The sequence below is a fragment of the Pseudomonas putida W15Oct28 genome, from assembly GCF_000708715.2.
GTDB classification, from domain to species: Bacteria; Pseudomonadota; Gammaproteobacteria; order Pseudomonadales; family Pseudomonadaceae; genus Aquipseudomonas; species Aquipseudomonas putida_R.
In genome coordinates this window covers 44,177-63,148 of sequence record NZ_JENB01000020.1, presented here as the reverse complement: position 1 = coordinate 63,148, position 18,972 = coordinate 44,177, and the positions used below count along the sequence as shown (strand labels likewise).

General features: G+C 63.2%; 16 protein-coding genes and 1 pseudogene. 8 read left to right on the top strand and 9 right to left on the bottom strand.

The features are described from left to right. The first annotated feature begins 114 nt into the window (after positions 1–114). From AK81_RS15835 to AK81_RS15820, 4 genes are all read left to right on the top strand, one after another. Positions 115–2,439, top strand: a complete 2,325-nt coding sequence (locus tag AK81_RS15835) for a Tex family protein (protein ID WP_043200302.1) — start codon at positions 115–117, stop codon at positions 2,437–2,439. Continuing rightward, complete coding sequence (locus tag AK81_RS15830; protein ID WP_012270050.1) at positions 2,439–2,822, top strand: PaaI family thioesterase; 384 nt, start codon at positions 2,439–2,441, stop codon at positions 2,820–2,822. The genes AK81_RS15835 and AK81_RS15830 overlap by 1 nt, the downstream gene beginning before the upstream one ends. Before the next feature lie 153 nt (positions 2,823–2,975). Next, on the top strand, positions 2,976–4,553 hold the full coding sequence (gshA, locus tag AK81_RS15825) for a glutamate--cysteine ligase (RefSeq protein WP_162491977.1): 1,578 nt from the start codon (positions 2,976–2,978) through the stop codon (positions 4,551–4,553). Next, positions 4,553–5,185 carry a TetR/AcrR family transcriptional regulator gene (locus AK81_RS15820; protein WP_043200300.1) on the top strand — a complete coding sequence of 211 codons (633 nt, stop codon included), beginning with the start codon at positions 4,553–4,555 and terminating at the stop codon, positions 5,183–5,185. The genes gshA and AK81_RS15820 overlap by 1 nt, the downstream gene beginning before the upstream one ends. 127 nt (positions 5,186–5,312) lie before the next feature. Here the strand turns inward: AK81_RS15820 and AK81_RS15815 are convergent, their stop codons facing one another. The 8 genes from AK81_RS15815 to AK81_RS15780 form a co-directional block, all read right to left on the bottom strand. Further along, positions 5,313–5,528 (bottom strand): TOBE domain-containing protein, encoded by a 216-nt coding sequence (locus AK81_RS15815; protein ID WP_008095172.1) that lies wholly within the window; start codon positions 5,526–5,528, stop codon positions 5,313–5,315. Between the two features lie 44 nt (positions 5,529–5,572). Continuing rightward, entirely contained in the window at positions 5,573–6,385 is an 813-nt protein-coding gene (ssuB, locus tag AK81_RS15810; protein ID WP_043200299.1) for an aliphatic sulfonates ABC transporter ATP-binding protein, read from the bottom strand. Further along, complete coding sequence (ssuC, locus tag AK81_RS15805; RefSeq protein WP_043200298.1) at positions 6,382–7,179, bottom strand: aliphatic sulfonate ABC transporter permease SsuC; 798 nt, start codon at positions 7,177–7,179, stop codon at positions 6,382–6,384. Before ssuC ends, ssuB begins: the two co-directional genes overlap by 4 nt. A gap of 10 nt (positions 7,180–7,189) precedes the next feature. Next, positions 7,190–8,338 carry an FMNH2-dependent alkanesulfonate monooxygenase gene (gene ssuD / locus AK81_RS15800; RefSeq protein ID WP_043200297.1) on the bottom strand — a complete coding sequence of 383 codons (1,149 nt, stop codon included), beginning with the start codon at positions 8,336–8,338 and terminating at the stop codon, positions 7,190–7,192. Between the two features lie 60 nt (positions 8,339–8,398). Continuing rightward, on the bottom strand, positions 8,399–9,364 hold the full coding sequence (locus tag AK81_RS15795; RefSeq protein WP_043200359.1) for a sulfonate ABC transporter substrate-binding protein: 966 nt from the start codon (positions 9,362–9,364) through the stop codon (positions 8,399–8,401). Between the two features lie 85 nt (positions 9,365–9,449). Continuing rightward, positions 9,450–10,043, bottom strand: coding sequence for an NADPH-dependent FMN reductase (ssuE, locus tag AK81_RS15790; RefSeq protein ID WP_043200296.1), 594 nt, complete (start codon positions 10,041–10,043; stop codon positions 9,450–9,452). Between the two features lie 277 nt (positions 10,044–10,320). Next, entirely contained in the window at positions 10,321–10,959 is a 639-nt protein-coding gene (locus AK81_RS15785; protein WP_043200295.1) for a peroxiredoxin, read from the bottom strand. A gap of 165 nt (positions 10,960–11,124) precedes the next feature. Next, a complete protein-coding gene (locus AK81_RS15780; protein WP_043200294.1) occupies positions 11,125–12,453 on the bottom strand; it encodes an OprD family porin in 1,329 nt (442 codons plus the stop codon). A 648-nt stretch (positions 12,454–13,101) separates the two neighbouring features. Between AK81_RS15780 and tauA the strand changes: the two genes are divergently transcribed. From tauA to tauD, 4 genes and pseudogenes are all read left to right on the top strand, one after another. Then, entirely contained in the window at positions 13,102–14,073 is a 972-nt protein-coding gene (gene tauA / locus AK81_RS15775) for a taurine ABC transporter substrate-binding protein (RefSeq protein WP_043200293.1), read from the top strand. 13 nt (positions 14,074–14,086) lie between these two features. After that, positions 14,087–14,875 carry a taurine ABC transporter ATP-binding subunit gene (gene tauB, locus AK81_RS15770; RefSeq protein ID WP_043200292.1) on the top strand — a complete coding sequence of 263 codons (789 nt, stop codon included), beginning with the start codon at positions 14,087–14,089 and terminating at the stop codon, positions 14,873–14,875. Then, positions 14,872–15,691: pseudogene (gene tauC, locus AK81_RS15765) on the top strand (taurine ABC transporter permease TauC). Before tauB ends, tauC begins: the two are co-directional and overlap by 4 nt. A gap of 48 nt (positions 15,692–15,739) precedes the next feature. Continuing rightward, positions 15,740–16,573: a taurine dioxygenase gene (tauD, locus tag AK81_RS15760; protein WP_043200291.1), complete on the top strand. Its 834-nt coding sequence runs from the start codon at positions 15,740–15,742 to the stop codon at positions 16,571–16,573. 125 nt (positions 16,574–16,698) lie between these two features. On the opposite strand, the gene betT is transcribed toward tauD, so the two are convergent. Further along, entirely contained in the window at positions 16,699–18,702 is a 2,004-nt protein-coding gene (gene betT / locus AK81_RS15755) for a choline transporter BetT (RefSeq protein ID WP_043200290.1), read from the bottom strand. Positions 18,703–18,972: the final 270 nt, after the last annotated feature.

Genomic DNA, 18,972 nt, shown 5'->3' with positions numbered 1-18,972 from the left:
GGGCGCCATCACCGCAAGCCGATTGCGATGGGTATAATGCGCGGCTTTCATCCAGCGCCGCCGGGCGAAAAGCCCACAGGCGACCCCCGTATTCACAAATGTCAGGTGGTTTACATGGACAGCATCAACAGCCGTATCGCCGAGGAACTGGGCGTACGCCCCCAGCAGGTCGAGGCGGCCGTGGGCCTGTTGGACGAAGGCTCGACCGTGCCCTTCATCGCCCGTTACCGCAAGGAAGTGACCGGTAGCCTGGACGACACCCAGCTGCGCCATCTGGAAGAGCGCCTGCGCTACCTGCGCGAACTCGACGACCGTCGCGCCAGCATCCTGGCCAGCATCGAGGAACAGGGCAAGCTGACCCCGGAACTGGCCCGCGAAATCAAGCTGGCCGACACCAAGACCCGCCTCGAAGACCTGTACCTGCCGTACAAACAGAAGCGCCGCACCAAGGGCCAGATCGCCCTGGAAGCCGGCCTGGGCGAACTGGCCGACGGCCTGTTCAACGACCCGACCCTGGCCCCGGAAAGCGAAGCCGCACGCTTCGTCGACGCCGAAAAAGGCGTAGCCGACGTCAAGGCCGCGCTGGAAGGTGCCAAATACATCCTCATGGAGCGCTTCGCCGAAGACGCCGCCCTGCTCGACAAGCTGCGCAGCTTCCTCAAGCAGGATTCGGTGCTCAGTGCCCGTGTGGTGGCCGGCAAGGAAGAAGAAGGCGCCAAGTTCCGCGACTACTTCGCCCACGACGAACTGCTGCGCAACGCCCCGTCGCACCGTGCCCTGGCGATTTTCCGCGGGCGCAACGAAGGCGTGCTGAGCGCTTCGCTGAAAGTGGGCGAAGAACTGCCTGGCACCCTGCACCCGTGCGAAGTGATGATCGGCAACCACGTCGGCGTTGAAAACCGCAGCCGCCCGGCCGACAAGTGGCTGGGCGAGGTGGTGCGCTGGACCTGGAAGGTCAAGCTGTACACCCACCTGGAAACCGACCTGTTCGGCGAACTGCGCGAAAACGCCGAAGGCGAGGCGATCAACGTGTTCGCCCACAACCTGCACGACCTGCTGCTGGCCGCCCCGGCCGGCCCGCGCGCCACCTTGGGCTTTGACCCGGGCCTGCGCACCGGTTGCAAAATCGCCGTGGTCGATGCCACCGGCAAGCTGCTGGACTACACCACGGTGTACCCGCACGCGCCGAAGAATGACTGGGACCGCACCATTTCCATCATGGCCGCACTGTGCGCCAAGCACTCGGTAGAGCTGATCGCCATCGGCAACGGCACCGCCAGCCGCGAAAGCGACAAGCTGGTGGCCGAACTGGTCAAAAAATACCCAGCACTGAAAATCACCAAGATCATGGTCTCTGAAGCCGGCGCGTCGGTGTACTCGGCATCGGAACTGGCCGCTCGCGAGTTCCCGGACCTGGACGTGTCGATCCGTGGCGCCGTGTCGATTGCCCGCCGCCTGCAGGACCCGCTGGCGGAGCTGGTGAAGATCGACCCGAAATCCATCGGTGTCGGCCAGTACCAGCACGACGTGTCCCAGCTGAAACTGGCGCGTGGCCTGGACGCCGTGGTCGAGGACTGCGTGAACGCCGTGGGCGTGGACGTGAACACCGCCTCAGTGGCGCTGCTGACCCGTATCTCTGGCCTCAACGCCACACTGGCACAGAACATCGTTGCCCACCGCGATGCCAACGGCCCGTTCGCCACCCGTGCAGCGCTGAAAAAAGTCAGCCGCCTGGGTGAAAAAACCTTCGAACAGGCCGCCGGCTTCCTGCGGGTGATGAACGGCGACAACCCGCTGGACGCCTCCGCAGTGCACCCTGAGGCCTACCCGCTGGTGCAGCGCATCGCCGCCGGCACCGACCGCGACATCCGCTCGCTGATCGGCGACAGCAGCTTCCTCAAGCGCCTGGACCCGAAGAAGTTCACCGACGAGTCCTTCGGCCTGCCGACCGTCACCGACATCCTGCAAGAGCTGGACAAGCCTGGCCGCGACCCACGCCCCGAGTTCAAGACCGCCACCTTCCAGGACGGCGTCGAAGACCTCAAGGACCTCGAACCCGGCATGATCCTGGAAGGCGTGGTAACCAACGTCACCAACTTCGGTGCCTTCGTCGACATCGGCGTGCACCAGGACGGCCTGGTGCACATCTCGGCGCTGTCGGAGAAGTTCATCAAAGACCCGCGTGAAGCGGTCAAGGCCGGCGACGTGGTCAAGGTCAAGGTCATGGAAGTGGACATCCCGCGCAAGCGCGTCGGCCTGTCCATGCGCATGGGTGACACCCCGGGTGAAAAGGTCGAAGGCAACCGTGGTGGTAACCGTGGCAACGGCGGCAACCGCCAGCAGCAGGCCCCACGCCCGCGTGAAACCGCCACTGCCGCACCGGCCAACAACGCCATGGCCTCGCTGTTCGCCAACGCCAAGCAGTTGAAGAAGAAGTGATGGACGTACCCCGCGAATACGTCGAAAGCGCCTTCAGCCAGCTGCTGGGCTGCCGCCTGCAACGCCTGGACACCGGTGTTGCAGAGGTGGCCCTGGCCCTTGAGCCGCACTTGCGCAACCGTGGCCAGAAGCTGCACGGCGGGGCGATCTTCAGCCTGGTGGACATCGCCATGGGCCTGGCCTGCTCGGCCAGCCATGGCTTTGACCAGCAAAGCGTCACCATCGAGTGCAAGATCAACTACATGCGCGCCGTCAGCGACGGTGAAGTGCTGTGTACCGCCCGTGTGCTGCACGCCGGGCGGCGTACCCTGGTGGTCGACGCCGACGTAGTCCAAGGCGACAAGCTGGTGGCAAAAGCGCAAGGAACCTTCGCGGTTCTCTAGCTCACCAAGCCGTATCTGCGGTATTTTCAGCAGTGCGCTGGCACTGCTGGAACCGCGTAAACCAGGCGACAACGCCAGTTCCTTTCTTCCTACCCTTGTAGACCGTTATCTCTACCCCCATATTGGGGCGACTGACGCGTGAAGGAATACATCTTGAGCGAACTCCTCAACCGCCGCCTGAGCCTGCTCGGCGCCAATCTCCCCCTGCTCAAGCAGTGCCTGCACGGTATTGAGCGCGAATGCCTGCGCGTGACCGACGAAGGTCGCCTGGCCCAGACCCCGCACCCGGAAGCTCTGGGGTCGGCGCTGACCAACGAGCAGATCACCACTGATTATTCCGAGTCGCTGCTGGAGTTCATCACCCCAGCCCTGCCCGACCCGGCCAAAGTGCTCGAAAGCCTCGAACAGACCCACCGTTTCGTCTACAGCAAGCTGGGCGACGAATACCTGTGGAGCCCGTCGATGCCGTGCACGCTGCCGGCCGAGGAGGACATCCCGATCGCCGAGTACGGCAGCTCGAACATCGGCAAGCTCAAGCACGTCTACCGCAAGGGCCTGGCCCTGCGCTACGGCCGCACCATGCAGTGCATCGCCGGTATCCATTACAACTTCTCGCTGCCCGAAGCCCTGTGGCCGCTGCTGCGCGAAGCCGAAGGCAGCACGCAAGACAACCGCGACTACCAGTCGTCGGCCTACATCGCGCTGATCCGCAACTTCCGCCGCTACAGCTGGCTGCTGATGTACCTGTTCGGCGCGTCGCCAGCGCTGGACAAAGGCTTCCTGCGTGGCCGCCCGCACCAGCTCGAAGAGCTGGACGCCGAAACCCTGTTCCTGCCCTACGCCACCAGCCTGCGCATGAGCGACCTGGGCTACCAGAGCAACGCCCAGGCCGGCCTGACGCCGTGCTACAACAACCTGGCCAGCTACACCGACAGCCTGCGCAAGGCCGTGGGCACGCCCTACCCGCCTTACGTCGAGGTCGGCACGCACGTGGACGGCGAGTGGGTGCAACTGAACACCAACATCCTGCAGATCGAGAACGAGTACTACTCGAACATCCGCCCCAAGCGCGTCACCTACACCGGCGAGCGGCCGATCCAGGCCCTGACGTCGCGTGGCGTGCAGTATGTGGAAGTGCGTTGCCTGGACATCAACCCGTTCCTGCCGGTGGGTATCGACCTGCCCGAGGCGCGCTTCCTCGATGCGTTCCTGCTGTTCTGCGCACTGGAAGACAGCCCGCAGCTGGACAACGGCGAATGCGGCCAGTGCACCGACAACTTCCTGACCGTGGTCAAGGAAGGCCGTCGCCCAGGCCTGGAGCTGCATCGTGACGGCCAGCCGATCACCCTGAAGGACTGGGCCAGCGAGCTGATCGAGCGTATCCGGCCACTGGCCGACCTGCTCGACCAGGCGCAAGGCGGCGACGCCCACGGCAAAACGCTGGATGCCCAGCAGGCCAAGGTCGATGACGCCGCGCTCACCCCGTCGGCCCAGGTGCTGGCACGCATGACCGAGCACGACGAAACCTTCATCCAGTTCTCCCTGCGCCAAAGCCGTGTCCACGCCGAGACATTCCGCGAACAGCCCCTGAGCCACGAACAGCAACAGGCGTTCGAAACACTGGCCCGCGAATCGCTCGCCAAGCAGTCTGAGCTGGAACAGGAGGAAGTCGGTGACTTCGACCTGTTCGTCGGCGCCTATCAGGCCAGCATCCTGGCGATCAGTAACTGATGAGCCGCGCCGTCGCCTCGCGCAAGCCGCGCGCCAGCAGCCAGGCCAGGATCGAAGCGATCCTGGCGGCTGCGCGTGAGCTGCTGGCCGAACAAGGGGTGGCGGCACTGTCCATCTACAGCGTGGCCGAGCGGGCGCAGATTCCACCCTCGTCGGTGTATCACTTCTTCGCCAGCGTGCCGGCCTTGCTGGAAGCGTTGACGGCCGATGTGCACCGGGCATTTCGCGAAGCCCTGAGCGCACCGTTCGACAGCAGCGCATTCAGCACCTGGCACCAACTGTCACGGCTGATCGAGCAGCGCATGCTGGATATCTACAACGAAGATGCTGCGGCGCGGCAGCTGATTCTGGCCCAGCATGGCCTGAGCGAAGTGGTGCAGGCCGATCGGCAGCACGACATGGAACTGGGCGACTTGATGCACAAGTTGTTCGACCAGCATTTTCACCTGCCGGTGATGCCACTGGATGTGGATGTGTTTGCCCTGGCCATGGAGCTGAGCGACCGGGTTTATGCGCGGTCGGTGCAGCTGCACGAGGCGATCACCCCGCGCATGGCCGAAGAAGGCAAGCGGGTGTTCGAGGCGTATCTGGGGTTGTACCTGCCGCCGTTTCTGGCCAAGCGTTCCAGCTGAAATTAGTGGGGCCGCGTTGCGGCCCTTCGCGGGCTCGCCCGCTCCCACAGAGTCCGTGCCTGCAAAGCACCTGTGGGAGCGGGCGTGCCCGCGAAGGGCTGCAAAGCAGCCCCATTGGTCACTGTCATCACAGCTTGGCGATAGACACTTCAGTCGACTTCACGAAGGCAATCACTTCGCTACCCACCTGCAGCTCCAGCTCTTTAACCGAGCGGGTGGTGATGACCGAAGTCACGATGCCCGAGGCGGTCTGCACGTCGATTTCCGACAGTACCGGGCCTTCGAGGATTTCTTTCACGGTGCCTTTGAACTGGTTGCGGACGTTGATGGCTTTGATAGTCATGATGCAATTCCTTCTCTATGGGTTCGGTCTGGTAAGTGAGTCAATCAGTGCGCCCAACGCAGTTGCGTGGGCAGAGGGGCTACAGGGTCCGGCTCGGGCGCAGTGCCCGGGGCCGACAGAACACGGTTGAGCACTTCGCTTTCCAGCGCGGCCAGGCGGTGCGAACCACGCGCCCTGGGCCGTGCCAGGTCGACCGTAAGGTCAAGCCCGACTTCGCCGTCCTCGATCAGGATCACCCGGTCAGCCACGGCAACCGCCTCGCTGACATCGTGGGTGACCAGCAGCACAGTGAAACCGTGCTGACGCCACAGGCGTTCGATCAGTTGCTGCATTTCGATACGGGTCAATGCATCCAGCGCACCCAGCGGCTCATCCAGCAGCAGCAGGCGTGGCTGGTGAATCAAGGCGCGGGCCAAGGCCACGCGCTGCTTCTGGCCACCCGAGAGGGCTGCCGGCCATTCACTGGCGCGGTCGGCCAGGCCAACCGCTTCCAGCGCTTCCAGCGCACGTGGGCGCCAGTCACCCGACAGGCCCAGGCCAACGTTGTCGATCACCTTCTTCCACGGCAGCAGGCGTGCGTCCTGGAACATCAGGCGGGTTTCTTCACGGGCCTCCTCCAGCGGCGCAGCACCGGCCAGCAATTGCCCGGCCGTAGGCTGGTCGAGCCCGGCCAGCAGCCGCAGCAGGGTGCTTTTGCCGCAGCCGCTGCGGCCGACGATGGCGACGAACTGCCCCGCCGGAATGTGCAGGTCGATGCCCTTCAACACTTCGCGCTGGCCAAAGGTCTTGCGCAGGCCATTGGAGGCCAGCGGGATGCCACGCAGCAGGCGTGGCGGCTGTTCCTTGAGCACAGTCATGCACCCTCCTTCTTGGCCACTTGATAGGCCGGGTGCCAGCGCAGCCACACACGCTCCAGGCCACGGGCGGCGAGGTCAGCGAGTTTGCCGAGCACGGCATACAGGACGATGGCCAGTACCACCACGTCGGTCTGCAGGAACTCACGGGCGTTCATCGCCAGGTAACCGATGCCGGCGTTTGCCGAAATGGTCTCGGCCACAATCAGGGTCAGCCACATGAAGCCCAGTGCGAAACGCACGCCCACCAGGATCGATGGCAGCGCGCCCGGCAGGATCACCTGGCGGAACAGGCTGAAGCCGGACAAACCGTAGCTGCGCGCCATCTCTACCAGTGCCGGGTCAACGTTGCGAATACCGTGGTAGGTGTTCAGGTAGATCGGGAACAGTGTGCCCAGCGCGACGAGGAAGATCTTTGCCGACTCGTCGATACCGAACCACAGGATCACCAGCGGAATCAGCGCCAGGTGCGGCACGTTGCGGATCATCTGCACCGAACTGTCGAGCAGGCGTTCGCCCCAGTTCGACAGGCCGGTGATGAAGCCCAGTACCAGGCCGATGCTGCCGCCGATGACGAAGCCCAGCCCGGCACGCCAGCCACTGATGGCCAGGTGGGTCCAGATATCGCCGCTGCGCACCAGCTCGACGCCGGCGCTGACCACTGCACTTGGCGCCGGCAGGATGCGCGTCGACAGCCAGCCAGCGCTGACCGCCAGCTGCCAGACTGCCAGCAGCAGCACCGGCAGCGCCCACGGCGCCAGGCGCTGGGTCAGGGTGGAGGAAGTTGCACGACTCATGGCCCGGCCCTCAGCTCTGCGACACGGATTTGGGCAGGATGTCGTTGGCCACCATCTCGCCGAACGGGCTCACATAGCCACCGGTTTTCGGTTGCTCCGGCCGCTGTACATCAAGGTGCGGGAACAGCAGTTCGGCAACGCGATACGACTCTTCCAGGTGTGGATAACCCGAGAAGATGAAGGTATCGATCCCCAGGGCGGCATATTCCTTCACCCGCGCCGCGACAGTCGGGCCATCGCCCACCAGTGCGGTACCGGCGCCGCCACGTACCAGGCCAACGCCTGCCCACAGGTTGGGGCTGACTTCCAGGTTGTCGCGGTTGCCGCCGTGCAGGGCAGCCATGCGCTGCTGGCCCACCGAGTCGAAACGCGCCAGCGAGGCCTGGGCACGGGCGATGGTGTCATCGTCCAGGTGCGAGATCAGGCGGTCGGCGGCGGCCCAGGCTTCTTCGTTGGTTTCCCGCACAATCACGTGCAGGCGGATACCGAAGCGTACTTCACGGCCTTGAGCAGCCGCTTTTTCGCGCACCTTGGCGATTTTCTCGGCAACGGCTGACGGCGGCTCGCCCCAGGTCAGGTACAACTCGACCTGTTCGGCAGCCAGGTCCTGAGCGGCCTCGGACGAACCGCCGAAATACAGCGGCGGGCGTGGTTGCTGAATCGGCGGGTAGAGCAGCTTGGCGCCCTTCACCTGGATGTGCTTGCCGTCGTAGTCGACGTTTTCGCCTTCCAGCACCTTGCGCCAGATACGGGTGAACTCGACCGAGGCTTCGTAGCGCTCCTGGTGGTTCAGGTGCAGGCCATCACCGGCCAGTTCGTCCGGGTCGCCACCGGTTACCAGGTTGAACAGCGCACGGCCATTGGACAGACGGTCCAAGGTTGCCGCCTGGCGGGCTGCCACGGTCGGCGAAATGATGCCCGGGCGCAGGGCAACCAGGAATTTCAGGTGCTGAGTCACAGGGATCAGCGACGCTGCCACCAGCCAGGAATCCTCGCAGGAACGGCCGGTAGGGATCAGTACCCCACCAAAGCCCAGACGGTCGGCGGCCTGCGCGATCTGCTGCAGGTAACCGTGATCGACCGCACGTGCGCCGTCGGAAGTGCCCAGGTACTTGCCGTCACCGTGGGTAGGGAGGAACCAGAAGATGTTAAGGCTCATTGGAGTTGTCTCCTCAAGGGTGGCTCAAGCCGGAGCGACGCCCCGGCACAGGCGAATCAATCAAGGCGCGCTAGCGACCTTGGCCGGGGGTGTCCAGATCACGTCCTTGATGCTCAGCGGCTTGGGTATCAGCTTGAGCGCCTGGAAGGTGTCGGCGATTTTCTGTTGTGCGGCCACTACCTCGGGGGTGAGCGGTGCTGCACCGTAGCCTTGGCGCTTGACCGAGGTCAGGGTGATGTCGGCGGGCAGGCCGAGCAGCGGTGCCACCTGATCGGTCACTTCCTGCGGGTTGGCCTGGGACCACTCGCCCACGGCGCGCACTTCTTCGATCAGGGTGTTGATCACCGCCGGGTGCTGGGTCGCGTAGTTGCGGGTGGCCAGGTAGAACTGGTGGTTGTCGACCAGGCCCTTGCCGTCACGCAGGGTACGGGCCTGCAACTGTTTTTCCGCAGCGGCCTGGTACGGGTCCCAGATCACCCAGGCATCGACGCTGCCACGTTCGAAAGCGGCGCGGGCATCGGCCGGGGGCAGGTACACAGGCTGGATATCGCTGTACTTGAGGCCGGCGTCTTCCAGGGCGCGGACCAGCAGGTAGTGCACGTTGGAGCCTTTGTTGAGGGCGACTTTCTTACCCTTGAGTTCCTTGAGTGACTGGATCGGCGAACCCTTCGGCACCAGGATCGCCTCGCTGTGCGGCGCTGGCGGCTCGTAGGCCACGTAGAGCAGATCGGCGCCGGCGGCCTGGGCGAATACGGGCGGGGTCTCGCCGGTAACACCAAAATCGATGGAACCGACGTTCAGGCCCTCAAGCAGCTGCGGGCCGCCGGGAAATTCGGTCCACTGCACCTGCACGCCCTGCTCGGCCAGGCGCTTCTCCAGCGTGCCTTTGGCCTTGAGCAGCACCAGGGTGCCGTATTTCTGGTAACCGATACGCAGGCTTTCGGCCTGGGCTTGGGTGATGGCGCCGAAGGACACAGCCGCCGCAAACAGGGCGACCAGACCGCGACGCAAGAAGACTGTGCGCATGGCGCTCTCCTGTGCGAATGAGGTTCGGGTTGCACCTGCTTGCCTCGTTGTCGGGCGAGTAAGGTGGTGAAGCGGGTTGTGCCGGTCAGATGCTCCAGCGAGCACTGATCAGGCGTTCGTTCAGTACGCCGGGGGCCACGGGGCGTGGCCGACGGGCCAGGGCAACGTGGAAGGTTTCCAGCGAGTCCAGCAGGCGTTCTTCCAGTGCCGGTACCAACTGCGCGGGCTTCGTGCCATCTGCGTAAGCCACCTGGCTGTCGTCGGCGAAGATCCCTTGCAGGGTCTCTTGTGCCTTGAGTGCCGACAGCACGGGTTTCAATGCGTAATCCACCGCCAGCATGTGGGCGATGCTGCCACCGGTGGCGATTGGCAACACGATCTTGTGGGCCAGGGCGCGTTCGGGCAGCAGGTCGAGCAGTGTTTTCAGTGCACCGGCAAACGAAGCCTTGTACACCGGGGTGGAAACGATCAGGCCATCAGCCTGGGCTACCAGCTGTTGGAAGTGCTGCACATGCGGGCTGTCGAAACGGGCATGCAGCAGGTCTTCGGCGGGGAAGTCACGTACCTGGAACGTCACCACTTCAACGCCCCGGCCCTGCAGCCACTGGCGCGAACGCTCAAGCAGCACGCCAGAGCGTGAACGAGGACTTGGGCTACCACCGATTGAGACGACCAGCATTGCAGCGCTTCCTTGTGTTCTGTTGAGGGAGACATTAACAGCTGCTACATATATCTAGAAATCATATTTTTTCATTTGTTTATTCCATTTTTGTATTTAACCTCGAGGGCCTCTTCGCGGGCATGCCCGCTCCCACAGGGACGGCGTCTTGTGCCGAAACCTGTGGGAGCGGGCGTGCCCGCGAAGAGGCCCACGCAATTCTGGCGGGCATAAAAAAGGGCCGTCGAAACGGCCCGAAAATCCCTGCTTGGCTAAGAGCAATGCAACGAGGAATCCGTTAACGATTTGGCTGTGGGGTCAGACGCAGATAGGGTTTGACCGCCCGGTAACCTTTGGGGAAACGCTGCTTGATTTCTTCCTCGTCTTTGAGCGAAGGCACGATCACCACTTCGTCGCCGTCCTGCCAGTTACCTGGCGTGGCGACCTTGTGATTGTCGGTCAGCTGCAGCGAGTCGATCACCCGCAGGATTTCATTGAAGTTGCGCCCGGTACTGGCCGGATAGGTGATGGTCAGGCGCACCTTCTTGTTCGGGTCGATGACGAACAGCGAGCGCACGGTCAGGGTGTCGCTGGCGTTCGGGTGAATCAGGTCGTACAGGTCGGACACCTTGCGGTCGGCATCGGCGATGATCGGGAAGTTGACCACGGTGTTCTGGGTCTCGTTGATGTCCTCGATCCATTTATGGTGCGAGTCGACCGGGTCTACCGACAGGGCGATGGCCTTGACCCCGCGCTTGGCGAAGTCGTCCTTGAGTTTGGCGGTCAGGCCCAGCTCGGTGGTGCACACCGGGGTGAAGTCGGCCGGATGGGAGAACAATACCCCCCAGCTGTTGCCCAGCCACTCGTGGAAGTGGATCTTGCCTTCGCTGGAATCCTGTTCGAAATCGGGGGCGATATCGCCGAGTTTGAGGCTCATGGGCTGCGGCTCCTTGGCTGGGTTCTGTACCGTATGGGTTCAATGTGCCTGCATTCGGTTAAAAATAAAAAGAATAAATAACGATTTATTTATAACCATAATGCATACGAATTTGCAGGCACAAAAAAGCCTCGCACTAGGCGAGGCTTCTTGTTCAGCTACGGCTTACAGGAAGTTGTAAGTGTAGTTGAAGATCAGACGGGTCTGATCCTGGTCAGCCAGCGAGCTGGTGCCGGTGCCACGGTATACGCCGTGACGCAGGCTGGCGCCCAGGCCCTTGAAGGTGCCTTCCTGGATAACGTAGTCGACGCGAGCGTCACGTTCCCATTCGCTGAAGGTACCGTTGCCGTTGGCGTTCTTGCCGTCTTCGCCCTTCAAGTAGGAAACCGAGGCTTTCAGGCCCGGCACGCCCAGGCGTGCGAAGTCGTAGGCGTACTGACCGAAGGTGGTGTTTTCACCGGCCTTGGCAAACTGGTTGATCATGCTGTCGGTGAACAGGTAGAAGCTGGAACCACCGGCACCTTCGTTGCGGCCGTTGCCATCAACTACGCTGCCCTGGTTCAGCCAGACGAAACCACCGTCGTCATTGACGCGCTGGTGGCCGAGCAGCAGCGAGTGGCCACCCAGGGTGTAGGTGAACATCGCGGACCAGGTCTTGTTGTCGACCTCGCCAGCGTTCTTGGCGTAGCCACTGTTGTTGTTGAAGCGGTAGCCGGCCTCACCGTTCTTGCCGTCGCTGCTGCTGTCGAAGTAGCGCAGGTCGGTCTTGAACGACTGGTCGTCAGCGATCTTGAACACGTGGGTCGCGCCCAGGAAGTGCTGCTTGTAGAAGTCTTCCAGGTTCGAGTAGTAGTACTGCAGGGTCAGGTCTGGAGTGAGCTTGTAGTCCAGGCCGCCGTAACGGAACTTGTTGCTGTCCTGGGTAGCACCGGCTACCGACAGACCGGTACGGTTGCTCGACGCACGGCCCATGGCGTGGGTCAGCTGACCGGCGTTGATGGTCAGGTTGTCGATTTCCTTCGACTGGATGGTGCCACCCTCGAAGGTTTGCGGCAGCAGACGGCCATCGTTGGAGACCAGGATCGGCAGGTTCGGCGCCAGGGCGCTACCGTAGTGAACTTCGGTCTTAGAGAAGCGCGCCTTGGCGTTGGCGCCAACGCGAGCCCACTGGCTTTCAGCAGAGCCGTCGCTGTCGCTCGGGAAGAAGCTGCTGTTGTCTGGGTGCTTGCCGCGGCCGCCATCCAGGTGGATACCCCACAGGGCCTGGGCATCTACACCGAAACCAACGGTGCCTTCAGTGAAGCCGGAGATGTAGTCGAGCTTGAAGCCCTGACCCGACTCGCGGTTGTCAGCACCGCCATCACGGTTGTCGTTGTTGAAGTACATGGTGCGCGAGCTGAGCGACAGTTTGCTGTCTTCAACGAAACCGGCAGCGCCTGCTTGTTGGGCGAGAACCCCCAGTGCCACGGCCAGAGCCAGGCTGGACTTGTACATGTTTTGCTCCTCTACGTTCTAATTCTTGTGTATCTCTGGCGGAGGGGTCTGTTGCCCCGCTCACCGTGGATTGGCGATTTAGTCCCAAAGCGTGACCACTAAGTCAATCGTTTCTAAACGTTTCGCGACTTTGGTCTAAGACGCCACCTGCGCTACAGGATAATGACAATCCTATAAATCCAAAATGACCGTTTTATGAATTCGTAAGATTTTTACGGAATATGGTTGGAACCTTTACTGCCAAACGTTGTAGCAACCCCGCCACTCATAACCATAGGTTATTTGCAAACGTTTGCTCATAACCTAATACCGTATCGTTCTATAGGGACGAAAAAGCCTAGCAGGCTCTCCTGATTTCGCCATGAGGCAGCATCCCCCCACCAGCAGGCTTGCGCGATCCCTGTAGGAGCGGCCTTGTGTCGCGATGGGCCGCACAGCGGCCCCGGCAATTTCTGCGGCGTAGCTGAAATCCTGAGGCCGCTTCGCGCCCTATCGCGACACAAGGCCGCTCCTACAAAGACCGCGCTCCCCTTGGGCTTAAAGCATTTGGCTCCTAAGCTAATGCAAAAAAGTTATTTATTTCTAAATTCTTAGATCATTTAGTCTTCTCGCCATCCATCGCCCTGATTGCCTGACGAGAGGTTCACCATGATCCCGCACGCTCCGCTGCGCCTGTTCGCCGCCCTGACCCTCGCCAGCACCAGCTGGTTTGCCCAGGCTGCCGACCTGACCGTGGCCTACCAGACCACCGTCGACCCGGCCAAAGTGGCCCAGGTCGATGGCCAATACGAAAAAGCCAGCAACGCCAGCATCGACTGGCGCAAATTCGATAACGGTGCCGACGTGATCACCGCGGTGGCCAGCGGCGACGTGCAAATTGGCTACCTGGGGTCCAGCCCGCTGGCCGCTGCCGCTACCCGCAAGCTGCCGGTCGAGACCTTCCTCATCGCCACCCAGATTGGTGCCGGTGAAGCGCTGGTCGCCCGCGACAGCATCAAGACCCCGCAAGACCTGATCGGCAAGAAGGTCGCCGTGCCGTTTGTGTCCACCGGCCACTACAGCCTGCTGGCCGCCCTGAAAAGCTGGAACATCGACCCCTCCAAGGTACAGATCCTCAACCTGGCGCCACCGGCCATCATTGCCGCCTGGAAGCGCGGCGACATCGATGCCACCTACGTCTGGGACCCAGCGCTGGGCGTGGCCAAGGAAAACGGCAAGGTGCTGATCACCTCGGGCGAACTGGCGAAGAAAGGCGCACCCACGTTCGATGCCTGGATTGTGCGCAAGGACTTTGCCGACAAGCACCCTGAGGTGGTCAAGGCCTTTGCCAAGGTCACCCTCGATGCCTACGCCGACTACCGCAAGGACCCGAAAGCCTGGCTGGCCGACAAGGGCAACGTAGACAAGCTGGTGAAGCTGTCCGGCGCCAAGGCCAGCGACATCCCGGTACTGCTGGAGGGCAACGTGTACCCGCTGGCCGCAGACCAGGCCAACGCCCTCGGCGCGCCGACCACCCAGGCACTGACCGACACGGCCAACTTCCTCAAGCAGCAAGGCAAGGTCGACGCCGTGCTGCCGGACTACTCGCCGTACGTCAGCGCCAAGTTCCTTCCAAACTGATCCGGAGCCCGTCATGGCCTTGCTCGAACTGGAGCGCATCAGCGCACAGTACCCCGGCGCCAGCACCCCGGTGCTGGCCGACATCAACCTGAGCCTGGGGCCACGCCAGCTGCTGGTGGCCCTGGGGCCTTCCGGCAGCGGCAAGACTTCGCTGCTCAACCTGATCGCCGGCTTTGTCGCCCCCAGCGGCGGGCGCATCACCCTCGACTGCGTACCGGTACAGGGCCCTGGTGCCGAGCGCGGCGTGGTGTTCCAGGACGATGCCCTGCTGCCCTGGCAGAACGTGCTGGGCAATGTCGCCTTCGGCCTCGAACTGGCCGGTGTGCCGCGCGCCCTGCGTGAGGCCAAGGCCCGTGAAATGCTCGCCCTCGTCGACCTCGATGGCTTTGGCGAACGGCGCATCTGGCAATTGTCCGGTGGCCAGAAGCAGCGCGTAGGCCTGGCCCGCGCGCTGGCAGCCGACCCACGGGTATTGCTGATGGACGAACCGTTCGGCGCCCTCGACGCCTTCACCCGCGAGCAGATGCAAGAGCTGCTGCTGCAGGTGTGGCAGCGCACCGCCAAGCCGGTGTTCCTGATTACCCACGACATCGAAGAAGCGGTGTTCCTCGCCAGCGAGCTGGTACTGCTCGCGCCCAACCCGGGACGTGTAGTGGAACGCCTGCGACTGGACTTCGGCCAGCGCTATGCCGCGGGTGAATCAGCCCGGGCCATCAAGTCCGACCCCGCCTTCATCGAAACCCGCGAGCATGTGCTGGCGCGGGTGTTCTCCCAACGCCAAAGCCTGCAGGAGCGCGCATGAGCAGCCTGGACCTGCCGGTCGCCGGCAAACACAACGCCCAAACCCGGCCAGCCGCCAAGCCGCGCCGGCCACTGTCCACCCGCTGGATCAGCACCCTGACCATGGCCAGCCTGCTGCTGGTCTGGTGGCTGGTGACGGCCGCCGGCTGGATCGAGCCGCTGTTCCTGCCTTCGCCCGGTGACATCCTGGCCAGGGCCTGGACCCTGCTGACCCAAGGCTACATGGACGCCAGCCTGTGGCAGCACCTGGGCGCCAGCCTGGGCCGCATCGGCCTGGCACTGGTGGCCGCGACCCTGACCGCCATCCCGGTCGGCATCGGCCCGCGGCATCCTCGACCCGCTGATCGAGTTCTACCGGCCCATCCCGCCGCTGGCCTACCTGCCGCTGATCGTCATCTGGTGCGGTATCGGCGAGTTGTCGAAGGTGCTGCTGATCTACCTGGCAATCTTCGCCCCGATCGCCATTGCCACCGCCACCGGTGTGCGCACGGTCGACCCGGCCAAGCTGCGGGCGGCGCAGTCGCTGGGCGCGACCAAGGCCCAACTGATCCGCCATGTGATCCTGCCCAGTGCGTTACCCGACATCCTCACCGGCATCCGCATCGGCCTGGGGGTCGGCTGGTCGACCCTGGTAGCCGCCGAGCTGATTGCCGCCACCAGCGGCCTGGGCTTCATGGTGCAGTCGGCGGCGCAGTTCCTGGTCACCGATGTGGTGGTGCTGGGCATCCTGTTGATTGCCCTGATCGCCTTCGCCCTGGAAATGAGCCTGCGTGCCCTGCAACGCAAACTGGTGCCCTGGCACGGGCAGAGCCACTGATTGCCGACTGACCACGCCGGCAACCCGGCGCCTAGAACGAGAAAAGACATGAGCCTGACCGTTACCCCTCTCAGCCCTGCCCTCGGCGCCCAGATCAGCGGCGTGGACATCAGCCGTGATATCACTGCAGAAGAGCGCGACGCCATTGAACAGGCGTTGCTCCAGCATCAGGTGCTGTTCTTCCGCGACCAGCCGATCAACCCGCAGCAGCAGGCGCGCTTTGCCGCACGCTTCGGCGACCTGCACATCCACCCGATCTACCCGAACGTGCCGGAAACCCCACAGGTGCTGGTGCTCGACACGGCAGTCACCGATGTGCGCGACAACGCCGTGTGGCACACCGACGTGACCTTTTTGCCGACCCCGGCACTGGGCGCGGTGCTAAGCGCCAAGCAGTTGCCTGCTTACGGTGGCGATACCCTGTGGGCCAGCGGCATTGCGGCTTTCGAAGCCTTGTCGGCGCCGCTGCGCGAGCTGCTTGACGGGCTGACCGCCACCCACGACTTCACCAAGTCGTTCCCGCTGGAGCGCTTTGGCACCACGCCGGAAGACCTGGCGCGCTGGGAGGCCACCCGGCGCAACAACCCACCGCTGTCGCACCCGGTGGTGCGCACGCACCCGGTGAGCGGGCGCAAGGCGTTGTTCGTCAATGAAGGGTTTACCACGCGCATCAATGAGCTGAGCGAGCTGGAAAGCGATGCGCTGCTGAGGCTGCTGTTCGCCCATGCGACGCGACCGGAGTTCAGCATTCGCTGGCGCTGGCAGGAGAATGATGTGGCGTTCTGGGACAACCGCGTGACCCAGCATTTTGCGGTGGATGATTACCGGCCGAACCGGCGGGTGATGCACCGGGCGACCATCCTGGGGGATGCACCCTTCTAGTTGTTGCCTGTGCCGGCCTCTTCGCGGGCTTGCCCGCTCCCACAGGTACAACACAGGTTTCGAAACCGGTGCCGTCCCTGTGGGAGCGGGCAAGCCCGCGAAGAGGCCAGGACAGGAGAGCCTGGTCAGCGGACCAGATGCAGGTACTGCATGTGCCGCTCGTACTGGTCGAGGATGTCGTTGATGATCTGCTCCTTGCTGTAGCCCACCAGGTCATAGTTCTGGCTGCCTTCGCTCAGGTGCACCTCAGCCCGGTAATAGCGGCGGTTCTTCAACTCCTGCGTCCCCAGCCCACCCAGGGCGAACGATGGCGTGAAGTAGCCACGCATCTGCACCTGGTAAATGAACGGCTGTTCCTCGCCATGGCCAATCTTCAGGCTGACGTTGTCGTGGCTCGGGTCGTCCTGGGTGATCAGCACCAGGCCCTTCTGCTCGAACACTTCGCGCACGTCGGCAATCGCCGGGCGCACCACGTCGTCCATGAAGCGGTACACCTCGTCACGCGACGGGAAGTGCACCGCCTGGCTCAGGCGCTGGCGCCAGCCGCCACGGCCGCGGCGTGACTGGGCGAACGGGGCCAGCGAGTGCATCTGCGCGATCTGCCGTTGCGACTCCAGGTAGAACGCCTTGTGCAGCCCCCACATCATGCACAGCAAAATCAGCGAGAACGGCAACGAGGTCAGCACCACCGCCGACTTCAGCGAATCGATGCTGCCCGCGAACAGCAGTGCGCTGGTGATCAGCGCCGTCATCGCGCCCCAGAAGATACGCAGCCAGTTCGGCCCATCCTCATCGGCGTCGCCACCCTTGGCCGACAAGGTCGACAGCACCACAGTGCCCGAGTCCGCCGAGGTCACGAAGAACACGAAGCTGATGAACACCGTGGTGGCGATCACCGCCTTGCTCCAGGGGTAGGTCTCCAGCAGCAGGTACAGGCTCATCGACGGGTTATCCAGTGCCGACTGGCCCAGCGCTGTCATGCCGTGGTTGATCACCTGGTCCAGGGCGCTGTTGCCGAAAATCGACATCCACGCCAGGGTGAAGCCCAGCGGAATCAGCAGCACGCCAAAGACGAACTCGCGGATGGTGCGGCCACGGGAGATACGGGCGATGAACAGGCCCACGAACGGCGCCCAGGCAATCCACCAGGCCCAGTAGAACACTGTCCAGCCGCCCAGCCAGTCACGGTTTTCACCGTAGGCATACACATCGAAGCTCTTGCGTGGCAAGGCGCCCAGGTAATCGCCAAGGTTCTGGATCAGCGTGTTGAACAGGTGCTGGGTAGGCCCGGCAAACAGCACGAACAACAGCAGCGCGCAGGCCAGGAACAGGTTGATGTCGCTCATCACCCGCACGCCCTTCTCCACCCCGGCAACGGCCACGGCAACCGCCGCACCCATCATCAGGGTGATGAGGATCACCTGCACCCACTGGCTGTGGCTGATGCCGAACAGGTAGTCCAGGCCGGCGTTCAGGTGCAGTACGCCAAAGCCCATGTCGGCACCCAGGCCGAACACCGTGGCGATGATACCGAAGCCGTCTACCGCATAGCCGATCGGCCCGTTGATGCGCTTGCCGATCAGTGGGTACAGCGCCGAACGCAACGCCAGCGGCAGGTTGTGCCGGTAGGCGAAGTAGGCCAGCGCCATGCCGACAAAGGCGAATACGCCCCAGCCATGCAGGCCCCAGTGCAGGAACAGTATCTGCATCGCCTGGCGCCCGGCCTCGGCCGTGCCCGCTTCGCCCTGGGGCGGTTGCAGCATGTGCGTCAGCGGCTCGGAAACGCAGAAAAAGAACAGGGTAATGCTGATACCGGCGGCGAACAGCATGCCGGCCCACGAGAGGTAACTGAACTCGGGTTCGTCGTGGTCGGCACCGAGCTTGATCTTGCCGTAGCCGGACAAGGCGGTGACCACCACGAAGACCAGGTACAGCGTCATGGCCAACATGTAGTACCAGCCGACCGTGTTGGCCGCCCAGTTCTGCGCCGCCAGCAGCCAGTCGCCTGCAGCTTGCGGGTTGGAGATGACCACCAGGCCAAAGATGAGGATGAAGCTTGCCGCAAAGTAGAACACCGGGGGGTTCATGCGGATTTTGCCGTTGGCGGCGGATGGGTTCGGTGCACTCATCGGGCGTGCACCTCGTCGAATGACGTGAGGTTCGTAATGAACGGGTTCAGCAAAGGAATCCTCCTGTTGAACACCGGCAGCGGACCAGCGTTTTTACATTGAACAAGCGTTCAAGTTAAACATGGATCGGATTTCAATGCGAATTGGGGCGCTGATTGGCGTGCTCCTGCACTGGCCTCTTCGCGGGCTTGCCCGCTCCCACAAGTACCGCACAAGGTTCAAGATTTGTGGGGTCCCTGTGGGAGCGGGCGAGCCCGCGAAGAGGCCGGA